The following is a 17,179-nucleotide window of genomic DNA, read 5'->3' on the forward strand; positions in this document are numbered from 1 at the left end:
CCGGCGACCTCGACGTGCCAGATGGTCCGCTCGTCGCCCCCGCCGAACGGCCTGTGTCCTGTGGCGATGATCTTGCATCGAATGCCCACACCCGTCGTAGAGCCGACTTGTCGGCTTCTGGGCGCACCCTTGGTTATAGCTGTCAGGCCGTGTATGAATCCGTTGTCGTCGTCTTTCTCCAGCGCTGTCTCACCCCGCTACAACGCCCAGCAAGCACGGGTGCGCGAGCAGGCGCGTCGCTGGCTGGAGCAGGACGTCCTGGTGCTGGATACCGAGGCGACCGGGCTGGGCGAAGATGCCCAGCTGATCGAGGTGGCGGTCATGACCCTCAGCGGTCGGGTGCTGCTCGATACCCTGGTCCGCCCGAGCATCGCCGTACCGCGCGAGGCGACCCTGATCCACGGTCTGACCGATGCCCACCTGGCCCAGGCGCCACGCTTTCCCGAGGTGTTCGCCACCCTCTGGCCCCTGCTGCAGGGCCGCACCGTGCTAGCCTATGGCATGGCCTTCGACTATCGCCTGCTGGCCCACAATGCCCGCCGCCACGGTCAGGCCCTGCCGCCGGAACTGGAGCGCGAGACGCCGCCGGTACAACTGGTGGATGGCACCCGTCTGCGCTGCCTGATGCAGCTCTATGCGCACTTCTGGCAGGAGCCGAGTCTGGACAGCCGCAGCCAGGACGGCTGGCGCCGCAAGTCCCTGGCCATGGCTGCCCGCCAGCAAGGCATCGCCGTGCAGGAAACCCATCGCGCCCTGCCCGATTGCCGACTCAAGGCCGCTCTGGTGCAGGCGCTGGGCGAGGACGCACCGGCTACCTGGAGCGGGCTGCAGGCCCTGGCGGGCTAGCCGGGCGGCAGTCCGCCGGCAACACCGGCAAGCAGACCGGCTAAATTCGCGCGGCTTGCCATACTGGAGGCGTCATCCAGCCCAAGGCCCCGCCATGAAAGCCGTCGTCTATGAAGCCTTTTCCGCGCCACCCCGCCTGACCACGGTCGCGGACCCCACCCCCGAGCCCCACGGCGTCGTACTCAAGGTCATGGCCACTGGCGTCTGCCGCAGCGACTGGCACGGCTGGGTCGGCCATGACAGCGACATCGAGCTGCCCCATGTGCCAGGCCACGAACTGGCCGGGGTGGTCGAGGCGGTGGGCAGGGACGTGACCCTCTGGCGTATCGGCGACCGGGTGACGGTGCCCTTCGTCGGGGGCTGCGGCGCCTGTCCGCAGTGCCATGCCGGCCACCAGCAGGTCTGCGATCACCAATTCCAGCCCGGCTTCACCCACTGGGGGTCCTTCGCCCAGTACGTCGGCATCCACCAAGCCGATCTCAATCTGGTCGCCTTGCCCGAGCAGCTGGACTTCGCCACGGCGGCCAGCCTCGGCTGTCGCTTCGTGACGGCCTTTCGCGCGGTGGTCGATCAGGGCCGGGTCAGCGCCGGCCAGTGGGTGGCGGTCCACGGCTGCGGCGGCGTCGGCCTCTCGGCGATCATGATCGCCCGCGCCCTGGGCGCCCAGGTAGTGGCCATCGACATCACCGCCGACAAGCTGGCCCTGGCGCGTCGTCTCGGTGCGGTGGCGACGATCGATGCCACCCAGGTGGCCAGCGTCCCCGAGGCGGTGCAGGAACTCACCGGCGGCGGTGCGCACGTCTCCCTCGACGCCCTGGGGCATCCCACCACCTGCTGCAATTCCATCGCCTGCCTGCGCAAGCGCGGCAAGCACATCCAGGTCGGGCTGCTGCTGGGTGACCAGGCGACCCCGGCGCTGCCGATGAACCTGGTGATCGCCCGGGAACTGGAGATCCTTGGCAGCCACGGCATGCAGGCCCATCGCTACGACGTGCTGATGGCCATGCTGCGCCAGGGCACCCTGGCGCCGGAGAAACTGATCGGCCGCGAGATCAGCCTGGCCGAATCCAGCGCAGCGCTGATGCACATGGACACCTTCGCAGGCACTGGGGTGACCGTCATCACCCGCTTCGACTAATCCGCCTCCGCCGCCTGCAACACCCAGCGCAGGCCCTGCAGGTCCTCGGCGGTCAAGGTTTCGCGCAGGCGGCAGAGACGATAGTGAACGCGGGTGTTCATGGCCACCCACTCCAGATCCTGGCGGGTGGGTTGGGCGACGAAATATTCACCGTAGCGCTCGTCCAGCCCGGCCATGCGGTACTGGCCCTTGAGCGGCAGGTAGATCTGGCCGTTCATCTCCCAGCGACTGGCGCTGCAGCCATTGAAGCGCACCTTGTCGCCGAAGGTGGAGAGCTGGGTGCGGAAATCGGTGGTGGCGTTGCCGGCACTGGTCTTGAACTGACTGGCGATCACGCTGAAGACGATGCCTTCCGGCGAGGGCGCGCCCCGCCATTCGATGACCCGGCGATTGAGCGCCGCGTCGAATCCATCGGTGAAGATACCGGCGGCCTGCGCCGTGAGCGTTGGCAGGGTCAAGGCACCCAGCAACGCCATCATTGTTTTCAAAACGAGCTCCTGGTGATGACCCCACCCTCCAGCCTGAGGCAGCAGGCCGAGGCGGCAAAGGGCCAGCTTCAGACTTTGGAGACCCGATTGGCTGAAAGGTGCCCCCAGCGGTCCGGATAAGCGGTATCTTTCACAGTCTAGGCTCTGTACGAAAAGTGCCTGCGCTCGGTGATGCTGCGTAAAAAATCAGCTCGGAATGCTCATTTACCCCTCGTAAACTCCGCTTCCTCGCCGATTTTTGTCTTGCCTGACCTTCGCTCGGCGACTTTTCATACAGAACCTAGCGACGAGCCTGCCTCGTCCACCCCCTTGAACCGTCGCCGGCGAGGCGTACGGCCCGACCACGAAACGACCGGCCAAGCCGCCGGAGAGCACTGCGAGGATCTATGAGCGCTGCGGACATCGATTGGAAGACCCTCGGTTTCGACTACATCAAGACCGACTTCCGCTATATCGCCACCTATCGCAACGGCAGCTGGGGACCCGGCGAGCTGACTCGCGACAACCAGCTGCACATCAGCGAAGGCTCCACGGCCATCCACTACGGCCAGCAGTGCTTCGAAGGCCTCAAGGCCTATCGCTGCCAGGACGGCTCCATCAACCTGTTCCGTCCCGATCGCAACGCCGCGCGCATGCACAGGAGCTGCGCCCGCCTGCTGATGCCGCCGGTCCCCACCGAGATGTTCATCGACGCCTGCCAGCAGGTGGTCAAGGCCAACGAGGCCTGGATTCCGCCCCACGGTACCGGCGGCGCCTTCTACCTGCGTCCCTTCGTCATCGGCGTGGGTGACAACATCGGCGTGCGTACCGCCCCCGAGTTCCACTTCGTGGTGTTCGGCATCCCGGTCGGTGCCTACTTCAAGGGCGGCATGACCCCGCACAACTTCGTGATCTCCGGCTACGACCGCGCCGCGCCCCAGGGCACCGGCGCCGCCAAGGTCGGCGGCAACTACGCCGCCAGCCTGATGCCCGGCGCCCAGGCCAAGGCCGAAGGCTTCGCCGACTGCATCTACCTGGACCCCCTGACCCACAGCAAGATAGAGGAAGTCGGTTCGGCCAACTTCTTCGCCATCACCGGCGACGGCAAGTTCGTCACCCCGCGCTCCGAATCGGTGCTGCCGGGCGTGACCCGCATGTCGCTGATGGACCTGGCGCGCGAGCGGCTGAACCTGGAAGTGGTCGAGGGCGATGTCCATATCGACCAGCTCGACCAGTTCGTCGAAGCCGGCGCCTGCGGCACGGCGGCGGTCATCACCCCCATCGGCGGCATCCAGTACGGCGAGAAGCTGCACGTCTTCCACAGCCTGACCGACGTCGGCCCGGTGACGCGCAAGCTGTACGAAGAACTGACCGGCATCCAGACCGGCGACAAGCCGGCCCCGGAGGGTTGGATCGTCAAGGTCTGACCTGGGGTTGGTTTGGTTCGAAAAAGGCGCCTCAGGGCGCCTTTTTCGTTGGAGAAGGGGTTGGCGGTAGGTTGGGTTGAGCGCAAGCGAAGCCCAACACCAAAGGCACGGCGTAGGTTGGCGCTGAGCGCAAGCGAAGTCCAACGGATTGCGGTTAGGATTATAGGTGCCCTAGCTATTTATCGCGATCTGTTCGTGGCTCTTGTTTCGCCCACCCGGGCGACTCACTTTTTTCAATCGCGAAAAAAGTAAGCAAAAACGCTTGCCCCGACCATCCGGCCCTACGCTTCGCTCCGGGTCCGCTCACGCCAGCGCCGTTCCGGGGTCGGCCTACACGGGCCGTCCATGGCCCGTTAGGCCTCTCGCCGCATCCATGCGGCTCGACCCACTCCACGACACTGGCGTTCACCCTGCTGAACGGGGCGATTCGCCAGCCTGAAAGTATTGGTGGAAGGACCTGTAGCGTGGACAACGGCGAAGCCTTGTCCACTTTTCGCGGTCAAGCACATCAGTGGAAAACGCTGCGCGGTTTTCCACGCTACGCCTTGACTCTACTGGAATCGCGGCCATGGGCCGCTCCTACGGGATATCCGGCTACTGTAGGAGCGGCCCATGGCCGCGATAAAGACAGTTGGTTCGGCAGTTAAAGGCTGCCAGTGGAAAACGCTCTGCGGTTTTACACGTTACAGATCTTGTGAACGCCCAAGCTTCAGGCTTGCGCCCCGTCCCCGTCAGTGAGGCCGAGTGCAGGCGTTGCGGAGGGGGTTGCGAGGCAGGACGCCGAGCAAGGCGCGAGGGGCAGGAGGCCCCTTCGTGCCGTGCCCCCGGAGCGGCGCCGGAGCGAGGGGACCCGGAGCGCAGCGCAGGGCCGAAGCGTGGGGTGTGCTTTCTTTTGCTTACTTTTCTTTGCACAAGCAAAGAAAAGTAAGTCGCCGGCTAGGCGAAACAGGGGCTACAAGCGAAACTCAACAACTAGCCGAAGCATCCAAGATCCAAGTCCGCAACGTTGGGCTTCGCTTGCGCCCAACCCAACCTACGCCGCCCTACCCTACACCCTCTCCCGCCGCCGCAGGATGGCGCGGGCGCCGATGAACAGCACCGCCACGCAGATCGCCGCCGCAAAGAACCACCGCTTCGACACATGATGCTCGGCGAAGAAGTCCCGCAGGATCTCGCCTACCGCATAACCGATGCCGGTCATGAAAAAGCCCCAGAGCAGCGCGCCGATGATGTTGAAGAACAGGAAGCGCCGCGGGCGTACGCCGCTGGCGCCGATCAGCAGCGGGCCGATCAGGCGGAAGCCGTAGGCGAAACGGATACCGATGATCCACAGCGCCTCGTGGCGATGGATGCGGCTGCGCAGCCAGTCGATGCGCGCCTGCTGACGCTTGAAGCGCCCCAGGATGCGGTCGCCATAGCGCCGCCCGAGAAAGAACAGCGTCTGGTCACCGATGAAGCCGCCCAGGGCCACACAGACGGCCGTGAGCGGATACAGCAGGTAGCCGTGGCGGGCGGCAATGCCGGCCAGGATGGCCACGCCATCGCCCTCGATCAGGGCGCCTAGGACGGCGGCGCCGTAACCGTAGTTGCTGATGACCTCGCTGTCGATCATGGTGCGTCCCTAGAGACCGAGAATGGTCAGCATGATGAAGGTGCCGAATAGCACGAAGTGGGTCATGCCCTCGATGGCGTTGGTCTCGCCGTCGTTGAGGTTGATGGCGGCGACGATCAGGGTCACGGCCATCATCACCGTCTGCACCGGGGTCATGGCCATCTGGATCGGCTGGCCATTGTACAGGGCGATGGCTTCCACCACCGGCACGGTGAGGATCACCGTGGACAGGCTGGCGCCCAGGGCGATGTTGATCACCGACTGCATGCGATTGGCCATGGCCGCGCGCAGCGCGGTGAGGATCTCGGGGCTGGCGGAGATCACCGCCACCACCAGCGCGGGGACCAGCGCCGGCACCGCCAGGCCTTCCAGGCCGGTATCCAGCGACTTGGACATCACTTCGGCCAGGGCCCCGGTGGCGACGATGCCGACGATCAGCATGGCGATGGACAGGGTGGCGCTGCTTTCGCCATGGCCAGCGGTGGCGGCTTCGCCCTCGACCGCCGGACGCTTGCGCTTCTTGTCCGGGTAGTTGTAGCTGAAGAAATAGCTGTGCGGGCCGGTCTGCATGCGCAGGAACAGGGTATAGAGCAGCGCCATGGCGCCGATGGTGAAGAAGGAATAGACGTGCCACTGGGCCGAAGGGATGAATTCCGGCACCAGCATGGAGATGCTCACCGCGGTGATGATCATCACCCCGTAGCTGCGGCTGGAATCGTCGTTGTAGGGCTGTTCGCCATGCTTGAGGCCACCGAGCAAGGCGGCCAGGCCGATGATGCCGTTCATGTCCAGCATCACCGCGGCATAGATGGTGTCGCGGGCCAGGGTCGGCGAGTGGTCGTGGCTCATCATGATCGCCAGGATGATCACCTCCACCAGCACGGCGGAGAGCGTCAGGATCATGGTGCCATAGGGATCGCCGACCTTTTCCGCCAGCAGCTCGGCGTGGTGAGCCACGCGCATGGCCGCGCAGATGATGGCGGCGATCAGACCGCCAGCCGCGATCAGCGCCAGGGTCTGGCCACCGCCGAGCAGGGCGTGTTCGAACACATAGGCCAGCACCGTGGCGCCGATGGCGACCAGCAGCAGGGTTTCGTCTTTGAGGGCGGCAAGCATGGAAAGGGGCGTCCTTGGTTGAGCAATGCCTTGTTACGACCGCCATAGACGGCAAAACGCTCGCACCGCGATACAGCCCTGCCCCGATCGCCCGCGCGCCGCCTCTCAGCCCACCCGGGGGCGCGGCGCCAGGCGCTTCCACACCGCCTTGGTGCCCGAGGCGCAGGCCTGGCGATAGCCCAGGGCATGGCGCTCCACCAGGAACCAGGAGACCACCGCCAACGGCAGGGTGATGCCGATCGAGAGCAGCACCATGGTCCAGGCCTCGATGCCGGGGATCACCGCCGCCAGGGTCTGCTGCACCGGGAAGGAATAGATGTAGAGCCCGTAGGAATAGTCGCCCACCTCGTTGAAGGCGCGGATGCGCCCGCCCGGAACGAAGGCGAGGTAGAGCAGCACGTAGCCCAGCGTCAGGTTGTAGACCAGGAAGAAGCTGTCACGGTCGGGGGTGGCCACCGCCAGCAGTGCCACAGCGGCAGCGAACAGCGCGCGCGACAGCGGAATGTAGCCGCGCAGCACATAGAAGGCGCCCCCCAGAAAGAACATCTGGAACAGCCGCAGCAGATGCGATTCGCTGGCGAAGAAGTAATAGGCGAACAGCTTGAACAGCACGGCACCGGCGGCGAACAGCAGGATGGCGCGCTGGAAGTGCCGGCTGTCCAGGCGCAGCCAGAGCACGGCCAGCCACAGCAGCGCCAGGGCACCGTACATGCCTACCTCGAAAGGCAGCGTCCACAGCGAGCCGTTGACGATGGTCTGTAGCGGATTGCCCTCGAACAGCCCGGGCAGGTCGAATTCGGCACCGGCGATCAACCCGGTGTTCTTCAGCAGATAGAACCAGGTCTGGGGATCGCTCAGATAATCCTGCAGCGGTGCCCGGGTCAGCCAGGCGCCGAGGCCGAGCACCGTCAGCATCAGCATCACCAGCAAGCCTGGCACCACGCGCAGGGCACGGCCCCAGACGAAGTCGATGATGTCGGCGCGGCTGAGCAGACTCTTGGTGACCAGGAAACCGCTGGTGATGAAGAAGATGTCGACCGCGATGTCGCCGAGGGTCATGCCCAGGCTCTCGCGCCCGGGTTCCGCCGTGGCGGTGCCACTGGAGATGGCGAAACTGTGGCTGAAGACCACGGCGAGCGCCGCGATCATGCGAATCAGATTGAGATTGTTGTTCTTGCCGCCAACGTAATCCTGAACGGTCTGCACGGATACCTCACGCCTGGTGTTTGGAGCCATGCGTCCCGATTGTAGTCAGATCCAGACCTAATGCAGGTGTTATGGCCTTTTGCTGGCCCAAAGCGTGGAATGCTGGGAATTTCTAACCGACGAAGCCACCGTACATCGGTCAGCGGGAACCCGGATGCCTGCGGAAAACCCGGCAAAGCGTGCGACAATCGTCCATCTTTTTCCGATTCAAGCTATCCCGAGGCTCCCATGTACGACTGGCTCAACGCCCTGCCCAAGGCCGAACTGCACCTGCACCTGGAAGGCACCCTGGAGCCCGAACTGCTGTTCAAGCTGGCCGAGCGCCATGGCGTCGCCCTGCCCTGGGGCGATGTCGAAGCCCTGCGCGCCGCCTACAACTTCGGCAACCTGCAGGAATTCCTCGACCTCTACTACGCCGGTGCCGACGTGCTGCGCACCGAGCAGGACTTCTACGACCTGACCTGGGCTTATCTGCTCAAGTGCAAGGAGCAGAACGTCATCCACACCGAGCCCTTCTTCGATCCCCAGACCCACACCGATCGCGGCGTTCCCTTCGAGGTGGTGGTGCGCGGCATCACCCAGGCGCTGAGCGACGGCGAGCGGCAGCTGGGCGTGACCAGCGGGCTGATCCTGAGCTTTCTGCGCCACCTCTCCGAAGATGCCGCCCAGGCCACCCTGGACCAGGCACTGCCGTTCCGCGACCACTTCGTCGCCGTCGGCCTGGACAGCTCGGAAAAGGGCCATCCGCCGAGCAAGTTCAAGCGTGTCTTCGCCCGTGCCCGTGCCGAAGGCTTTCCGGCCGTGGCCCACGCCGGCGAGGAAGGTCCGCCGGAGTACATCTGGGAAGCCCTCGACCAGCTCGGCGTGGTGCGGATCGACCACGGCGTGCGCGCCTTCGAGGACGAGCGCCTGATGGCCCGCCTGGTCGACCAGCAGATCCCGCTCACCGTCTGCCCGCTGTCCAACACCAAGCTCTGCGTGTTCGACGACATTAGCCAGCACACCATCCTCAAGATGCTCGACCGCGGCCTCAAGGTCACCGTCAACTCGGACGACCCGGCCTACTTCGGCGGCTACGTCACCGAGAACTTCATGGCCCTGCACGAAGGCCTGGGCATGACCCAGGAGCAGGCCCGGCGCCTGGCGCAGAACAGCCTCGACGCCCGCCTGGTGAAATGAGCATGAGCCTGACCGCTGCCGAGATTTCCTACTACGAACGCTTCGCCGAGCGCCTGGCCGACGCCGCCGCCGTGGCCATCCAGCCCTACTTCCGCGCCCAGCTGGCGGTGGACGACAAGGGCGACGCGGCCATCGCCGGTCGCCGCTACGACCCGGTGACCATCGCCGACAAGGCCGCCGAACGGGCCATGCGTGAACTCATCCAGGCCGAGCATCCGGATCACGGCATCCTCGGTGAGGAAGAAGAGAACGTCGCCGGCGGCAGCCCCCTGAGCTGGGTACTCGACCCCATCGACGGCACCCGCGCCTTCATCACCGGCCTGCCGCTGTGGGGCACCCTGGTGGCGCTCAACGACGGCAACCGTCCGGTGATCGGGGTGATGAACCAGCCCTTCACCGGCGAGCGCTACCTGGGCACCCCCGCCGGCGCCTGGCGCAACGGCGCGGCCCTGCGCACTCGCGCCTGCGCCAACCTGGCCCAGGCCCGGCTGATGTGCACCAGCCGCGACATCTTCGACACCCCCGAGCGCCTGGCCGCCTTCGACGCCGTGGCCGCCGAGGTGCAGCTGGCCCGCTTCGGCGGCGACTGCTACGCCTACTGCATGCTCGCCTCGGGTTTCGTCGACGTCATCATCGAAGCGGGCCTGCAGCCCTACGACGTCCAGGCGCTGATCCCCATCATCGAAGGCGCCGGCGGCCGCATGACCGCCTGGGATGGCGGTGACGCCCAGCAGGGCGGGGCCATCCTGGCCTGTGGGGATCCGGGGTTGCATGGGCTGTTGGTGGAACGGTTGAAGCATCTGGCCTGATGCCGCGGTAGGCGGCTCCGTAGGTTGGGTTGAGCGGAGCGAAGCCCAACGGTTTGGGGCATTAGGTGCCTTAGCTGGTTATCGAGTGCTCGGATGGTTTTTTTTCGCCCACCCGGGCGACTCACTTTTGCCAATCGCGGCTGCGCGCCCCGGACAAAAGTAACCAAAAACACTTGCCCCACGTTTCGGCCCTCCGCTGCGCTGCGGGTCCCCTCGTTCCGGCGCCGATCCAGGGGCACGGCACGAAGGGGCTTCCTGCCTCTCGCGCCTTGCTCGGCATCCTGCCTCGCATCCCCTTCCACGACACCTACACTCGGCCTCACTGACGGGGCGGGGCGCCAGCCTGAGGCTTGGGTGTTCACAGGTTTGTAGCGTGGAAAACCGCACAGCGTTTTCCACTGATGTGCGCCACTGGCATCGTGGACAAGACTGCGCCGTCAGCTATTTGTGGCTCTTCAACCAACACTTTCAGACTGGCGAATCGCCCCGTTCAGGAGGGCGAACGCCAGTGTCGTGGAGTGGGTCGAGCCGCATGGATGCGGCGAGAGGCCTAACGGGCCATGGACGGCCCGTGTAGGCCGACCCCGGAACGGCGCTGGTGTGAGCGAAACGTAGCGTAGCGGAGTAACAGCCGCAGGCTGGCCCGAAGGGCGAGCAACGCGAGTCACCCGGAGCGCAGCGGAGGGCCGGATGTCCGGGGCAAGCGTTTTTGGTTACTTTTTTGGCGACTGCAAAAAGTGACTCGCCCGAGTGGGCGAAACAAAAACCTTCAAAGCGCCCGATAACCAGCCCTGGCACCAATACCAGCAATCGCGGCCATGGGCCGCTCCTACAGGCCCAACTCAAGCCTGTAGGAGCGGCCCATGGCCGCGATAGCCCCCCGCCAACCCCTTAAGCCCCCTCTAAGCCAACTCCCGTATACCGGCAGGATTCCACCAAGAGTCCCTGCCGTGCGCCCTTCTTCGCCCCCTGCCTCTCCAAGAGCCGCACCGCTGGAGCGGGCCTTGCTGCTCGGCTGCCTGGCCGCCTACCTGCTCGCCGGTCTGTTCGGCCGTGGTCTGTGGAAGGCCGACGAGCCCTATTCCTTCGGCATGCTGTGGAATTTCCTCACCACCCCGGACTGGCTGATTCCCCGGGTCGGGACCGCGCCCTTCATGGAAAAGCCGCCGCTGATGTACTGGACCGGCGCCCTGACCGCGCGGTTGTCCGCGCCCTGGCTGAGCGTCCCCGACGGCGCGCGACTGGCGGTGCTGGGCTGGATGCTGGTAACCCTGGCCGCGCTCGCCTGGCTGACCCAGCGGCTGCTGCCAGGTCGCCGGCGCGAGGCCGTGCTCGCCCTGCTGGGCATGCTCGGGGTGGTGCAGCACAGTCATCTGCTGATCGCCGACGTGCCCCAGCTGGCCGGCGCCACCCTGGGCCTCGCCGGTCTTGCCGCCCAGCTGCACGATAATCGCCACCCCTGGCGCCAGGGTCTGCTGTGCGGCAGCGGCCTGGGCATCGCCTTCATGAGCAAGGGCCTGCTGGTGCCCGGGGTGCTGGGCCTCACCGGGCTGCTCTGCGCGCTCTGCTGGCCCCGGCGGCTGGTCGAGCCGGAAGGACGTCACTGGCTGCTCGCCGCCAGCCTGGCCGCCCTGCCCTGGTTGCTGCTCTGGCCGGCGCTGCTCTGGCACCGGGCGCCGGAGCTGTTCCATACCTGGCTGTGGACCAACAATATCGGCCGCTTCTTCGGCCTGGAGGCGCGCAACAGCGATACCGATGGTCTGGCTTCCAGCCTGGAGGATCTGCTGGCGCTGTCCTTCCCCACCGGGCTTATTTTGCTCGGCGCCACGCTCTGGCAGCTGTATCGCCGTGGCGGCAGCCCGCTGAAGCGGCTGGGCCGGCATCCGGGACTGGCCACGGTGGTGCTCTATGCGATCGTCTGCCTGGCGGTGCTGCTCAAGTCGGCGGTGTTCCGCAGCCTCTATCTGCTGCCGCTGTTTCCGGCCCTGGCGCTGCTGGCGGCGCGATTGCAGCCACCGCCGGTCATCGCTCGCCTCGGCCGTGATGCCAGCCTGGCACTCTGGACGCCGCTCATCGTCCTGCTGGCCCTGGGCGGTATCGGCCTGGCCCTGGGCTGGGCCCTGCCCTGGCCGCAGCTGATCCGCGAGCACTTGCCGATCACGGAACGCCTGGCGCCGAGTCGCCTGGCCTGGGCGGTCGCGCTGCTGGCCCTGGTCGGCTGGGGCGTCACCCTGGCGCTGCGTGCACAGCTGGCAGCCGCCAGCGCCTGGTTCGTCGGCCTGACGGTCAGCTGGACCCTGGCCAACAGCCTCTGGCTACCCTGGGTCGACCTGGGCAACAGCTATGCGCGGCCCTTCACCGCGCTGCAGCGGGTGCTGCCCCGGACGGACTGCGTGGCCAGCTACGGCCTGGGCGAATCGGAGCGCTCCATGCTGCACGTCTACAGCGGCTATCCCCCCCAGGCGCTGAGCAGTCTGCACCAGGTGCCCTGCCGGGTACTGGTGGTGCAGGACGAGTGGCACGAAGCCGTGACGGTACCGCCGGGCTGGCAGTTGCTCTGGCAGGGCGCCCGCCCCGGCAATCTCAAGGAGCGCTTCCGCGCCTTCACGGTGTTGTCGAGAGTGCCCTGAGGCGTCGGGCTGCGCTGCACTCAGCGCCAACCTACAAGAACCCAATCCCCCTGTAGGTTGGGTTGAGACGGCTCCACCGTCGAAGCCCAACACACGGGACCTGGCCCTGGGCACCGTTGGGCTTCGCTGCGCTCAGCGCCAACCTACAAGAACCCATCCCCACGTAGGTGGGGTTGAGACGGCTCCACCGTCGAAGCCCAACACGCGGGACCTGGCCCTGGGCACCCTTGGGCTGCGCTGCGCTCAGCGCCAACCTACAAGAACCCCTTCCCCCTGTAGGTTGGGTTGAGACGGCTCCACAGTCGAAGCCCAACACGCCGGGCCTGGCCCTGGGCACCGTTGGGCTGCGCTGCGCTCAGCGCCAACCTACAAGAACCCATCCCCACGTAGGTTGGGTTGAGACGGCTCCGTCGTCGAAGCCCAACGGACCGTACTCAAGGGCCGCCGCCATTACCCCAGGCCGCGAGCAGATCCTGGGATTCCATCACCAGCCCCAGGTGCAGGGAGACCATGCTCAGCGCTGCCCGCTCCAGGCTTTCATCGGTTCCCCGCACCAGATCGCGCAGGACGATGACCCTGTAGGTGCGGTTGCTGGCGTCGAAGGCGGTGTTGAGCACGCAGCAGTCGGTGAAACCGCCATCCAGCACCACGGTGGTGATGCGCTGGTTGCGCAGCAGGAAGTCCAGGTCGGTGGGATAGAAGGCCGACAGCCGCCGCTTGTTTTCCACCCGCATATCCTCGGGCAGGACCTCGGTGAGCAGCTCGGTCCAGGGCGAGCCTTCCAGGGCATGGGCGTCGGCATTGGGAATCGGTCCGACGTGCAGCGGAAAGGTCCGCCGCCAGGCCGCAGGAATACCGCCCAGGTCGTCGGCGCCATTGGCACGCAGCACCGACTTCACATGGACGATGGGCACGCCCATGGCGCGGGCCTGGCGGTGGAAGGCGTCCACCGGCGCCACCAGGTCGCGGGCACGGGGCGCCGGGCAGGGGCACTCCGGCGAGCCGTCCAGGTGGCCGCGGTGCAGGTCTATGGACAGCACCGCCGTGGTGCTCGGGTCCAGGTAATCGGCGAAGTCCGCTCGCGCCAGCAGGCGGGGTTCCTCGTAGACGAAAGCGCGCAGGCTCATCGGCGTTCCTCGCGGACATAGGCTTCGCCCAGGGCGCCGGGCTGACTCAGGCGGTCACGCCCGGCCAGGGCGACCCAGATCATCACGCCTAGGGTGACGGCATAGGGCGCCATCAGGATGAAGTATTGCGACAGCCGCACCCCGGCGGCGGCCAGTTGCGGAATTAGCGCCTCGATGCAGCCGAACAGCAGCGCCCCGGCCAGGGCGCGCCAGGGCGACCAGCGGGCGAAGATCACCAGGGCCACGGCGATCCAGCCGCGGCCGCCGGTCATCTCGGCGATCCACAGCTTGGTGCTGAGCACGGCGATGTAGCCCCCGGCCAGACCCACCAGCGCCGCGCCGGCGAGGATCGCCAGCAGCCGGTAGCCGGCCACAGAGAGTCCTGCCGCATCGGCCGCCTGGGGATTCTCGCCCACCGCCCGCAGGCGCAGCCCGGGGGTGGTGCGTTCAAGCAAGGCGATCACCGCGAAGAAGATCAGCGGGGTCAGATAGACCAGCAGGTTCTGCTGGAACAGCCGTCCCACCAGCGGCAGCTCCGACAGCGGCCAGAGCGCCAGCGCCGGCAGCCCGGACACCGGCTGGTTGGTCCAGCCCCAGAGAGTGCCAAGCAGGCCGGTGAGGCCCTGGCAGAAGAACACCAGGGTCAGGCCGGCAATCACCTGGTTGATGCGCAGCCAGATCACCATGATCGCGAACAGCAGCGACACCAGCGCCGCCGCGCCCATGGCCGCCAACAGCGCCAGGCCGGCGTTGCCCAGGGCCAGTTGCGCGCCGATGCCGAACAGCGCGCCGACCAGCATCAGGCCCTCGGCATGCAGGGCCAGCACCCCGGATCTTTCCGTGAGAATCAGCCCCAGCGCCGCCAGGGCGTAGGGTATGGCGAAGTCGGGGACGTTACCCAGCCAGCTGGCGAGCAGGTTCAAGCGGCACCTCCCTGGCTGCGTCTGAGCCGATGGCGGATGAAGAAGTCCGAGGACGCCACGCAGATGACGATCAGCGCCTGGATCAGCTGCACCATGGCGAAGGGGATCTGGTAGAACACCTGCAGATTGCGCCCGGCGACGAACAGGGTCGCCACCAGGAAGGCCACCACGGCGGCGGCCAGCGGGTTGTTGCGCGCCAGGAAGGCGATGAGGATCCCGGAGAAGCCGTAGCCCTGATAGAAGGACTGGGTCAGTCGCCCTTCCTGCCCGGCCGCCACCACGAAACCGGCCAGCCCGGCCAGGGCGCCGGAAGCCAGCACCGTGGCGAGGATGGTGGCGCGCACCGGTACGCCGACGGCGCCGGCCACCCGCGGATTGGCGTCGACGAATCTCAGGTAGAGCCCGGCGCGACTCAGGGCGACGAACCACCAGGCCAACACCGCCACCAGCAGCGCCAGGGGTACCGCCAGGCTCAGCCCCGGCAACAACTCGGGCAGCCGCTCGAAGGGGCGGAACAGCGGCGAATAGGGAAAGGCGTCGCGCGGGTCCTTCCAAGGGCCGAACACCAGGTGCAGCAGGAAGTTGGCGGCGATGTAGTTGAGCATCAGCGAGGCGATGATCTCGTTCACCCCCAGGCGCAGCTTGAGCAGCAAGGGGGCCAGCGCCCAGAGCAGGCCGCCGAGCAGCGCCGCCACCAGCATCAGCGACAGGCGCAGGGCTTCCGGGCCGATCTCGAACAGCGACACCGCCGTGGCGCCGAGGGCCCCCCAGATCATCTGGCCTTCCAGCCCCAGATTCCAGAAGCGCGCGCGAAAGGCCAGGCAGCCGGCCAGCCCCACCAGGATCACCGGCGCGGCCTGGAACAGGGTGGCCTGCAGGCTCTGGGCATCGAACAGGGTGGCGATCACGAATTCGTTGAGCAACTCGCCGGCCGGCACCCCGGCCAGCACCAGGATTGCGGCCGACAGCCCCAGGCCGACCAGCAACGCCAGGCCGAGGATCAGCGCCTGCCAGGGCCAGGCCAGCTGCTGGCGGATCTCCAGGGTGTAGCGGCGGCTGAACAGCGGTTGCCGTGGCCGCGGGCTATCGACCTCGGCCAGGGGAGCACTCAGGGGTTCAAGCATGATTCACCATGGCATGGCCGATCGCCTGGCGATCGGCGGGTCGCTGGAATTCGGCGACGAGGCGTCCGGCGCTCATCACCCCGATGCGGTCGGCGAGGGCCAGTACCTCGTCCAGGTCTTCGCTGATCAGCAACACCGCGGCGCCGGCCTCGCGGGCGGCCAGCAGCCGTGCCTGCACCTCGGCGCCGGCGCGCACGTCGAGGCCACGACTGGGGCTGTGGGCCAATACCAGACGTGGCTCGCGGCCAAATTCCCGGGCGATCACCAGCTTCTGGGCATTGCCGCCCGACAGCAGCGCCGCCTTCTGCCGCACCGAGCGCACGCCCTGGACATCGAATTGCGTGACCGCCGCCTGGGTCGCCGCTTCCTGGACAAGGCGATCTAGGCGGGCGAAACCACCAAAGCGACCACTGTGCACCGCGCCGATAGCGAAGTTGTCGGCCACCGACAGGCCTCCGGCCAGGGCGCTGCCATAGCGGTCGGCGGGAATGGCGGCGATGCGCAGGTCGCGGCGTCGAGCGCTGGCGGCCGCGGCCAGATCGCCGAAGCCCTCCAGCCGCACCTCGCCTTCGTAGGGCTGCGGCAAGCCCATCAATACGTCGGCCAGTTCGCCCTGGCCGTTGCCGCCAACCCCGGCGATGCCATAGATCTCGCCAGCGCGCAGCTTCAGGTCGATACCGTCCAGCGCGCGCCGCCCGCCGCGTTCCGGGGTGCGCAGGCCACGCACCGTCAGCAGCGGTGCCCCGACGGCACCTCGCGGAGTGTCGGCGAGCGGCTGGGCATCGCCCACGGTGAGGCGCACCAGTTCGTCCACCGACACCTCGGCGGGGTCCAGACTGCGCAGGGTGCGACCGCCGCGCATCACCGTGAGGCGGTCGGCGTAGGTCAGGGCGTCCTGCATGCGATGGGTCACCAGCACCACCGCCGCGCCCTCTGCCGCCAGGGCGCGCAGCGTCTGCAACAGCCGCTCGCCTTCGCCGTCGGTGAGAACCGCGGTGGGCTCGTCGAGGATGAGGATGCGCGCCCCGGCCAGCAGCACCTTGAGGATTTCCACCCGCTGCTGTTCGGCGATGGACAGCTCGGCTACGCGCTGCTCCGGGCGGATGGCGAAGCCCAGGGCAGCCGCCTGCTGGCGGATGCGCTCGCTGATCTCGGCCAGGCGCCGGCGATGGCTACCCTGCCCCGCCGGCAGGCCAAGCAACACGTTCTCCGCCACGCTGAAGGGTCGCACCAACTTGAAGTGCTGGTGGACCATGCCGATGCGCAGCCGGGCGGCGTCCGCCGGACCGCGCAGCCGCACCGGGTTGTCGTCCACCAGGAGCTCGCCGGTCTCCGGCGCATAGAGGCCGGCGGCGATGTTCATCAGCGTCGACTTGCCCGCGCCGTTCTCGCCGAGCAGCGCATGCACCTCGCCCCAGCGCACCAGGAAATCCGCCTGCTGCAGCGCCTGGAAGCCATCGAAGGTCTTGCCGACGCCACGCAGTTGCAGGGCGTTGTGTCTTTTCATGCTGGTCGGCCTTTGTCCAAGGATCGCCTCCGTGGAAAACGCTGCGCGGTTTTCCACCCTACCCAGGG

At 67.0% G+C, this 17,179-nt stretch carries 14 protein-coding genes; 6 read left to right on the top strand and 8 right to left on the bottom strand.

Features of this window, described 5'->3' with window-relative positions:
• The first annotated feature begins 153 nt into the window (after positions 1-153).
• Both AABM56_RS19310 and AABM56_RS19315 read left to right on the top strand, forming a co-directional pair.
• Positions 154-846 (top strand): 3'-5' exonuclease, encoded by a 693-nt coding sequence (locus AABM56_RS19310; RefSeq protein WP_347883646.1) that lies wholly within the window; start codon positions 154-156, stop codon positions 844-846.
• A 94-nt stretch (positions 847-940) separates the two neighbouring features.
• Positions 941-1,984 (top strand): zinc-dependent alcohol dehydrogenase family protein, encoded by a 1,044-nt coding sequence (locus AABM56_RS19315; protein WP_347883647.1) that lies wholly within the window; start codon positions 941-943, stop codon positions 1,982-1,984.
• On the opposite strand, the gene AABM56_RS19320 is transcribed toward AABM56_RS19315, so the two are convergent.
• Positions 1,981-2,472 (bottom strand): hypothetical protein, encoded by a 492-nt coding sequence (locus AABM56_RS19320; protein WP_178083908.1) that lies wholly within the window; start codon positions 2,470-2,472, stop codon positions 1,981-1,983. The two genes, AABM56_RS19315 and AABM56_RS19320, sit on opposite strands and share 4 nt — an antisense overlap.
• 386 nt (positions 2,473-2,858) lie before the next feature.
• On the opposite strand from AABM56_RS19320, the gene AABM56_RS19325 reads away from it, so the two are divergent.
• Positions 2,859-3,878 carry a branched-chain amino acid aminotransferase gene (locus tag AABM56_RS19325; protein ID WP_133861416.1) on the top strand — a complete coding sequence of 340 codons (1,020 nt, stop codon included), beginning with the start codon at positions 2,859-2,861 and terminating at the stop codon, positions 3,876-3,878.
• A 1,048-nt stretch (positions 3,879-4,926) separates the two neighbouring features.
• On the opposite strand, the gene AABM56_RS19330 is transcribed toward AABM56_RS19325, so the two are convergent.
• From AABM56_RS19330 to AABM56_RS19340, 3 genes are all read right to left on the bottom strand, one after another.
• Positions 4,927-5,490, bottom strand: coding sequence for a DedA family protein (locus AABM56_RS19330; protein ID WP_133861417.1), 564 nt, complete (start codon positions 5,488-5,490; stop codon positions 4,927-4,929).
• A 9-nt stretch (positions 5,491-5,499) separates the two neighbouring features.
• Positions 5,500-6,606: a calcium:proton antiporter gene (locus tag AABM56_RS19335; protein WP_017638648.1), complete on the bottom strand. Its 1,107-nt coding sequence runs from the start codon at positions 6,604-6,606 to the stop codon at positions 5,500-5,502.
• A 105-nt stretch (positions 6,607-6,711) separates the two neighbouring features.
• Positions 6,712-7,812, bottom strand: a complete 1,101-nt coding sequence (locus tag AABM56_RS19340) for an acyltransferase (RefSeq protein ID WP_252977204.1) — start codon at positions 7,810-7,812, stop codon at positions 6,712-6,714.
• Between the two features lie 228 nt (positions 7,813-8,040).
• Between AABM56_RS19340 and AABM56_RS19345 the strand changes: the two genes are divergently transcribed.
• From AABM56_RS19345 to AABM56_RS19355, 3 genes are all read left to right on the top strand, one after another.
• Positions 8,041-8,991 carry an adenosine deaminase gene (locus AABM56_RS19345; RefSeq protein WP_347883648.1) on the top strand — a complete coding sequence of 317 codons (951 nt, stop codon included), beginning with the start codon at positions 8,041-8,043 and terminating at the stop codon, positions 8,989-8,991.
• Between the two features lie 2 nt (positions 8,992-8,993).
• Positions 8,994-9,800 carry a histidinol-phosphatase gene (gene hisN / locus AABM56_RS19350; RefSeq protein ID WP_133861421.1) on the top strand — a complete coding sequence of 269 codons (807 nt, stop codon included), beginning with the start codon at positions 8,994-8,996 and terminating at the stop codon, positions 9,798-9,800.
• 1,004 nt (positions 9,801-10,804) lie between these two features.
• Positions 10,805-12,430, top strand: coding sequence for a hypothetical protein (locus AABM56_RS19355; RefSeq protein WP_347883649.1), 1,626 nt, complete (start codon positions 10,805-10,807; stop codon positions 12,428-12,430).
• Between the two features lie 434 nt (positions 12,431-12,864).
• On the opposite strand, the gene AABM56_RS19360 is transcribed toward AABM56_RS19355, so the two are convergent.
• From AABM56_RS19360 to AABM56_RS19375, 4 genes are read right to left on the bottom strand one after another with little or no spacing between them, the layout of a single operon-like run.
• Positions 12,865-13,557, bottom strand: coding sequence for a cysteine hydrolase family protein (locus AABM56_RS19360; protein WP_263259306.1), 693 nt, complete (start codon positions 13,555-13,557; stop codon positions 12,865-12,867).
• A complete protein-coding gene (locus AABM56_RS19365) occupies positions 13,554-14,480 on the bottom strand; it encodes an ABC transporter permease (RefSeq protein WP_263259305.1) in 927 nt (308 codons plus the stop codon). Before AABM56_RS19365 ends, AABM56_RS19360 begins: the two co-directional genes overlap by 4 nt.
• Complete coding sequence (locus AABM56_RS19370) at positions 14,477-15,604, bottom strand: ABC transporter permease (protein WP_263259304.1); 1,128 nt, start codon at positions 15,602-15,604, stop codon at positions 14,477-14,479. The genes AABM56_RS19365 and AABM56_RS19370 overlap by 4 nt, the downstream gene beginning before the upstream one ends.
• Positions 15,597-17,111, bottom strand: coding sequence for an ABC transporter ATP-binding protein (locus AABM56_RS19375; RefSeq protein ID WP_263259303.1), 1,515 nt, complete (start codon positions 17,109-17,111; stop codon positions 15,597-15,599). Before AABM56_RS19375 ends, AABM56_RS19370 begins: the two co-directional genes overlap by 8 nt.
• Positions 17,112-17,179 lie beyond the last annotated feature (68 nt).

It is taken from the genome of Pseudomonas aestiva (assembly GCF_039908605.1).
In the GTDB taxonomy this organism is placed as follows: domain Bacteria; phylum Pseudomonadota; class Gammaproteobacteria; order Pseudomonadales; family Pseudomonadaceae; genus Chryseomonas; species Chryseomonas aestiva.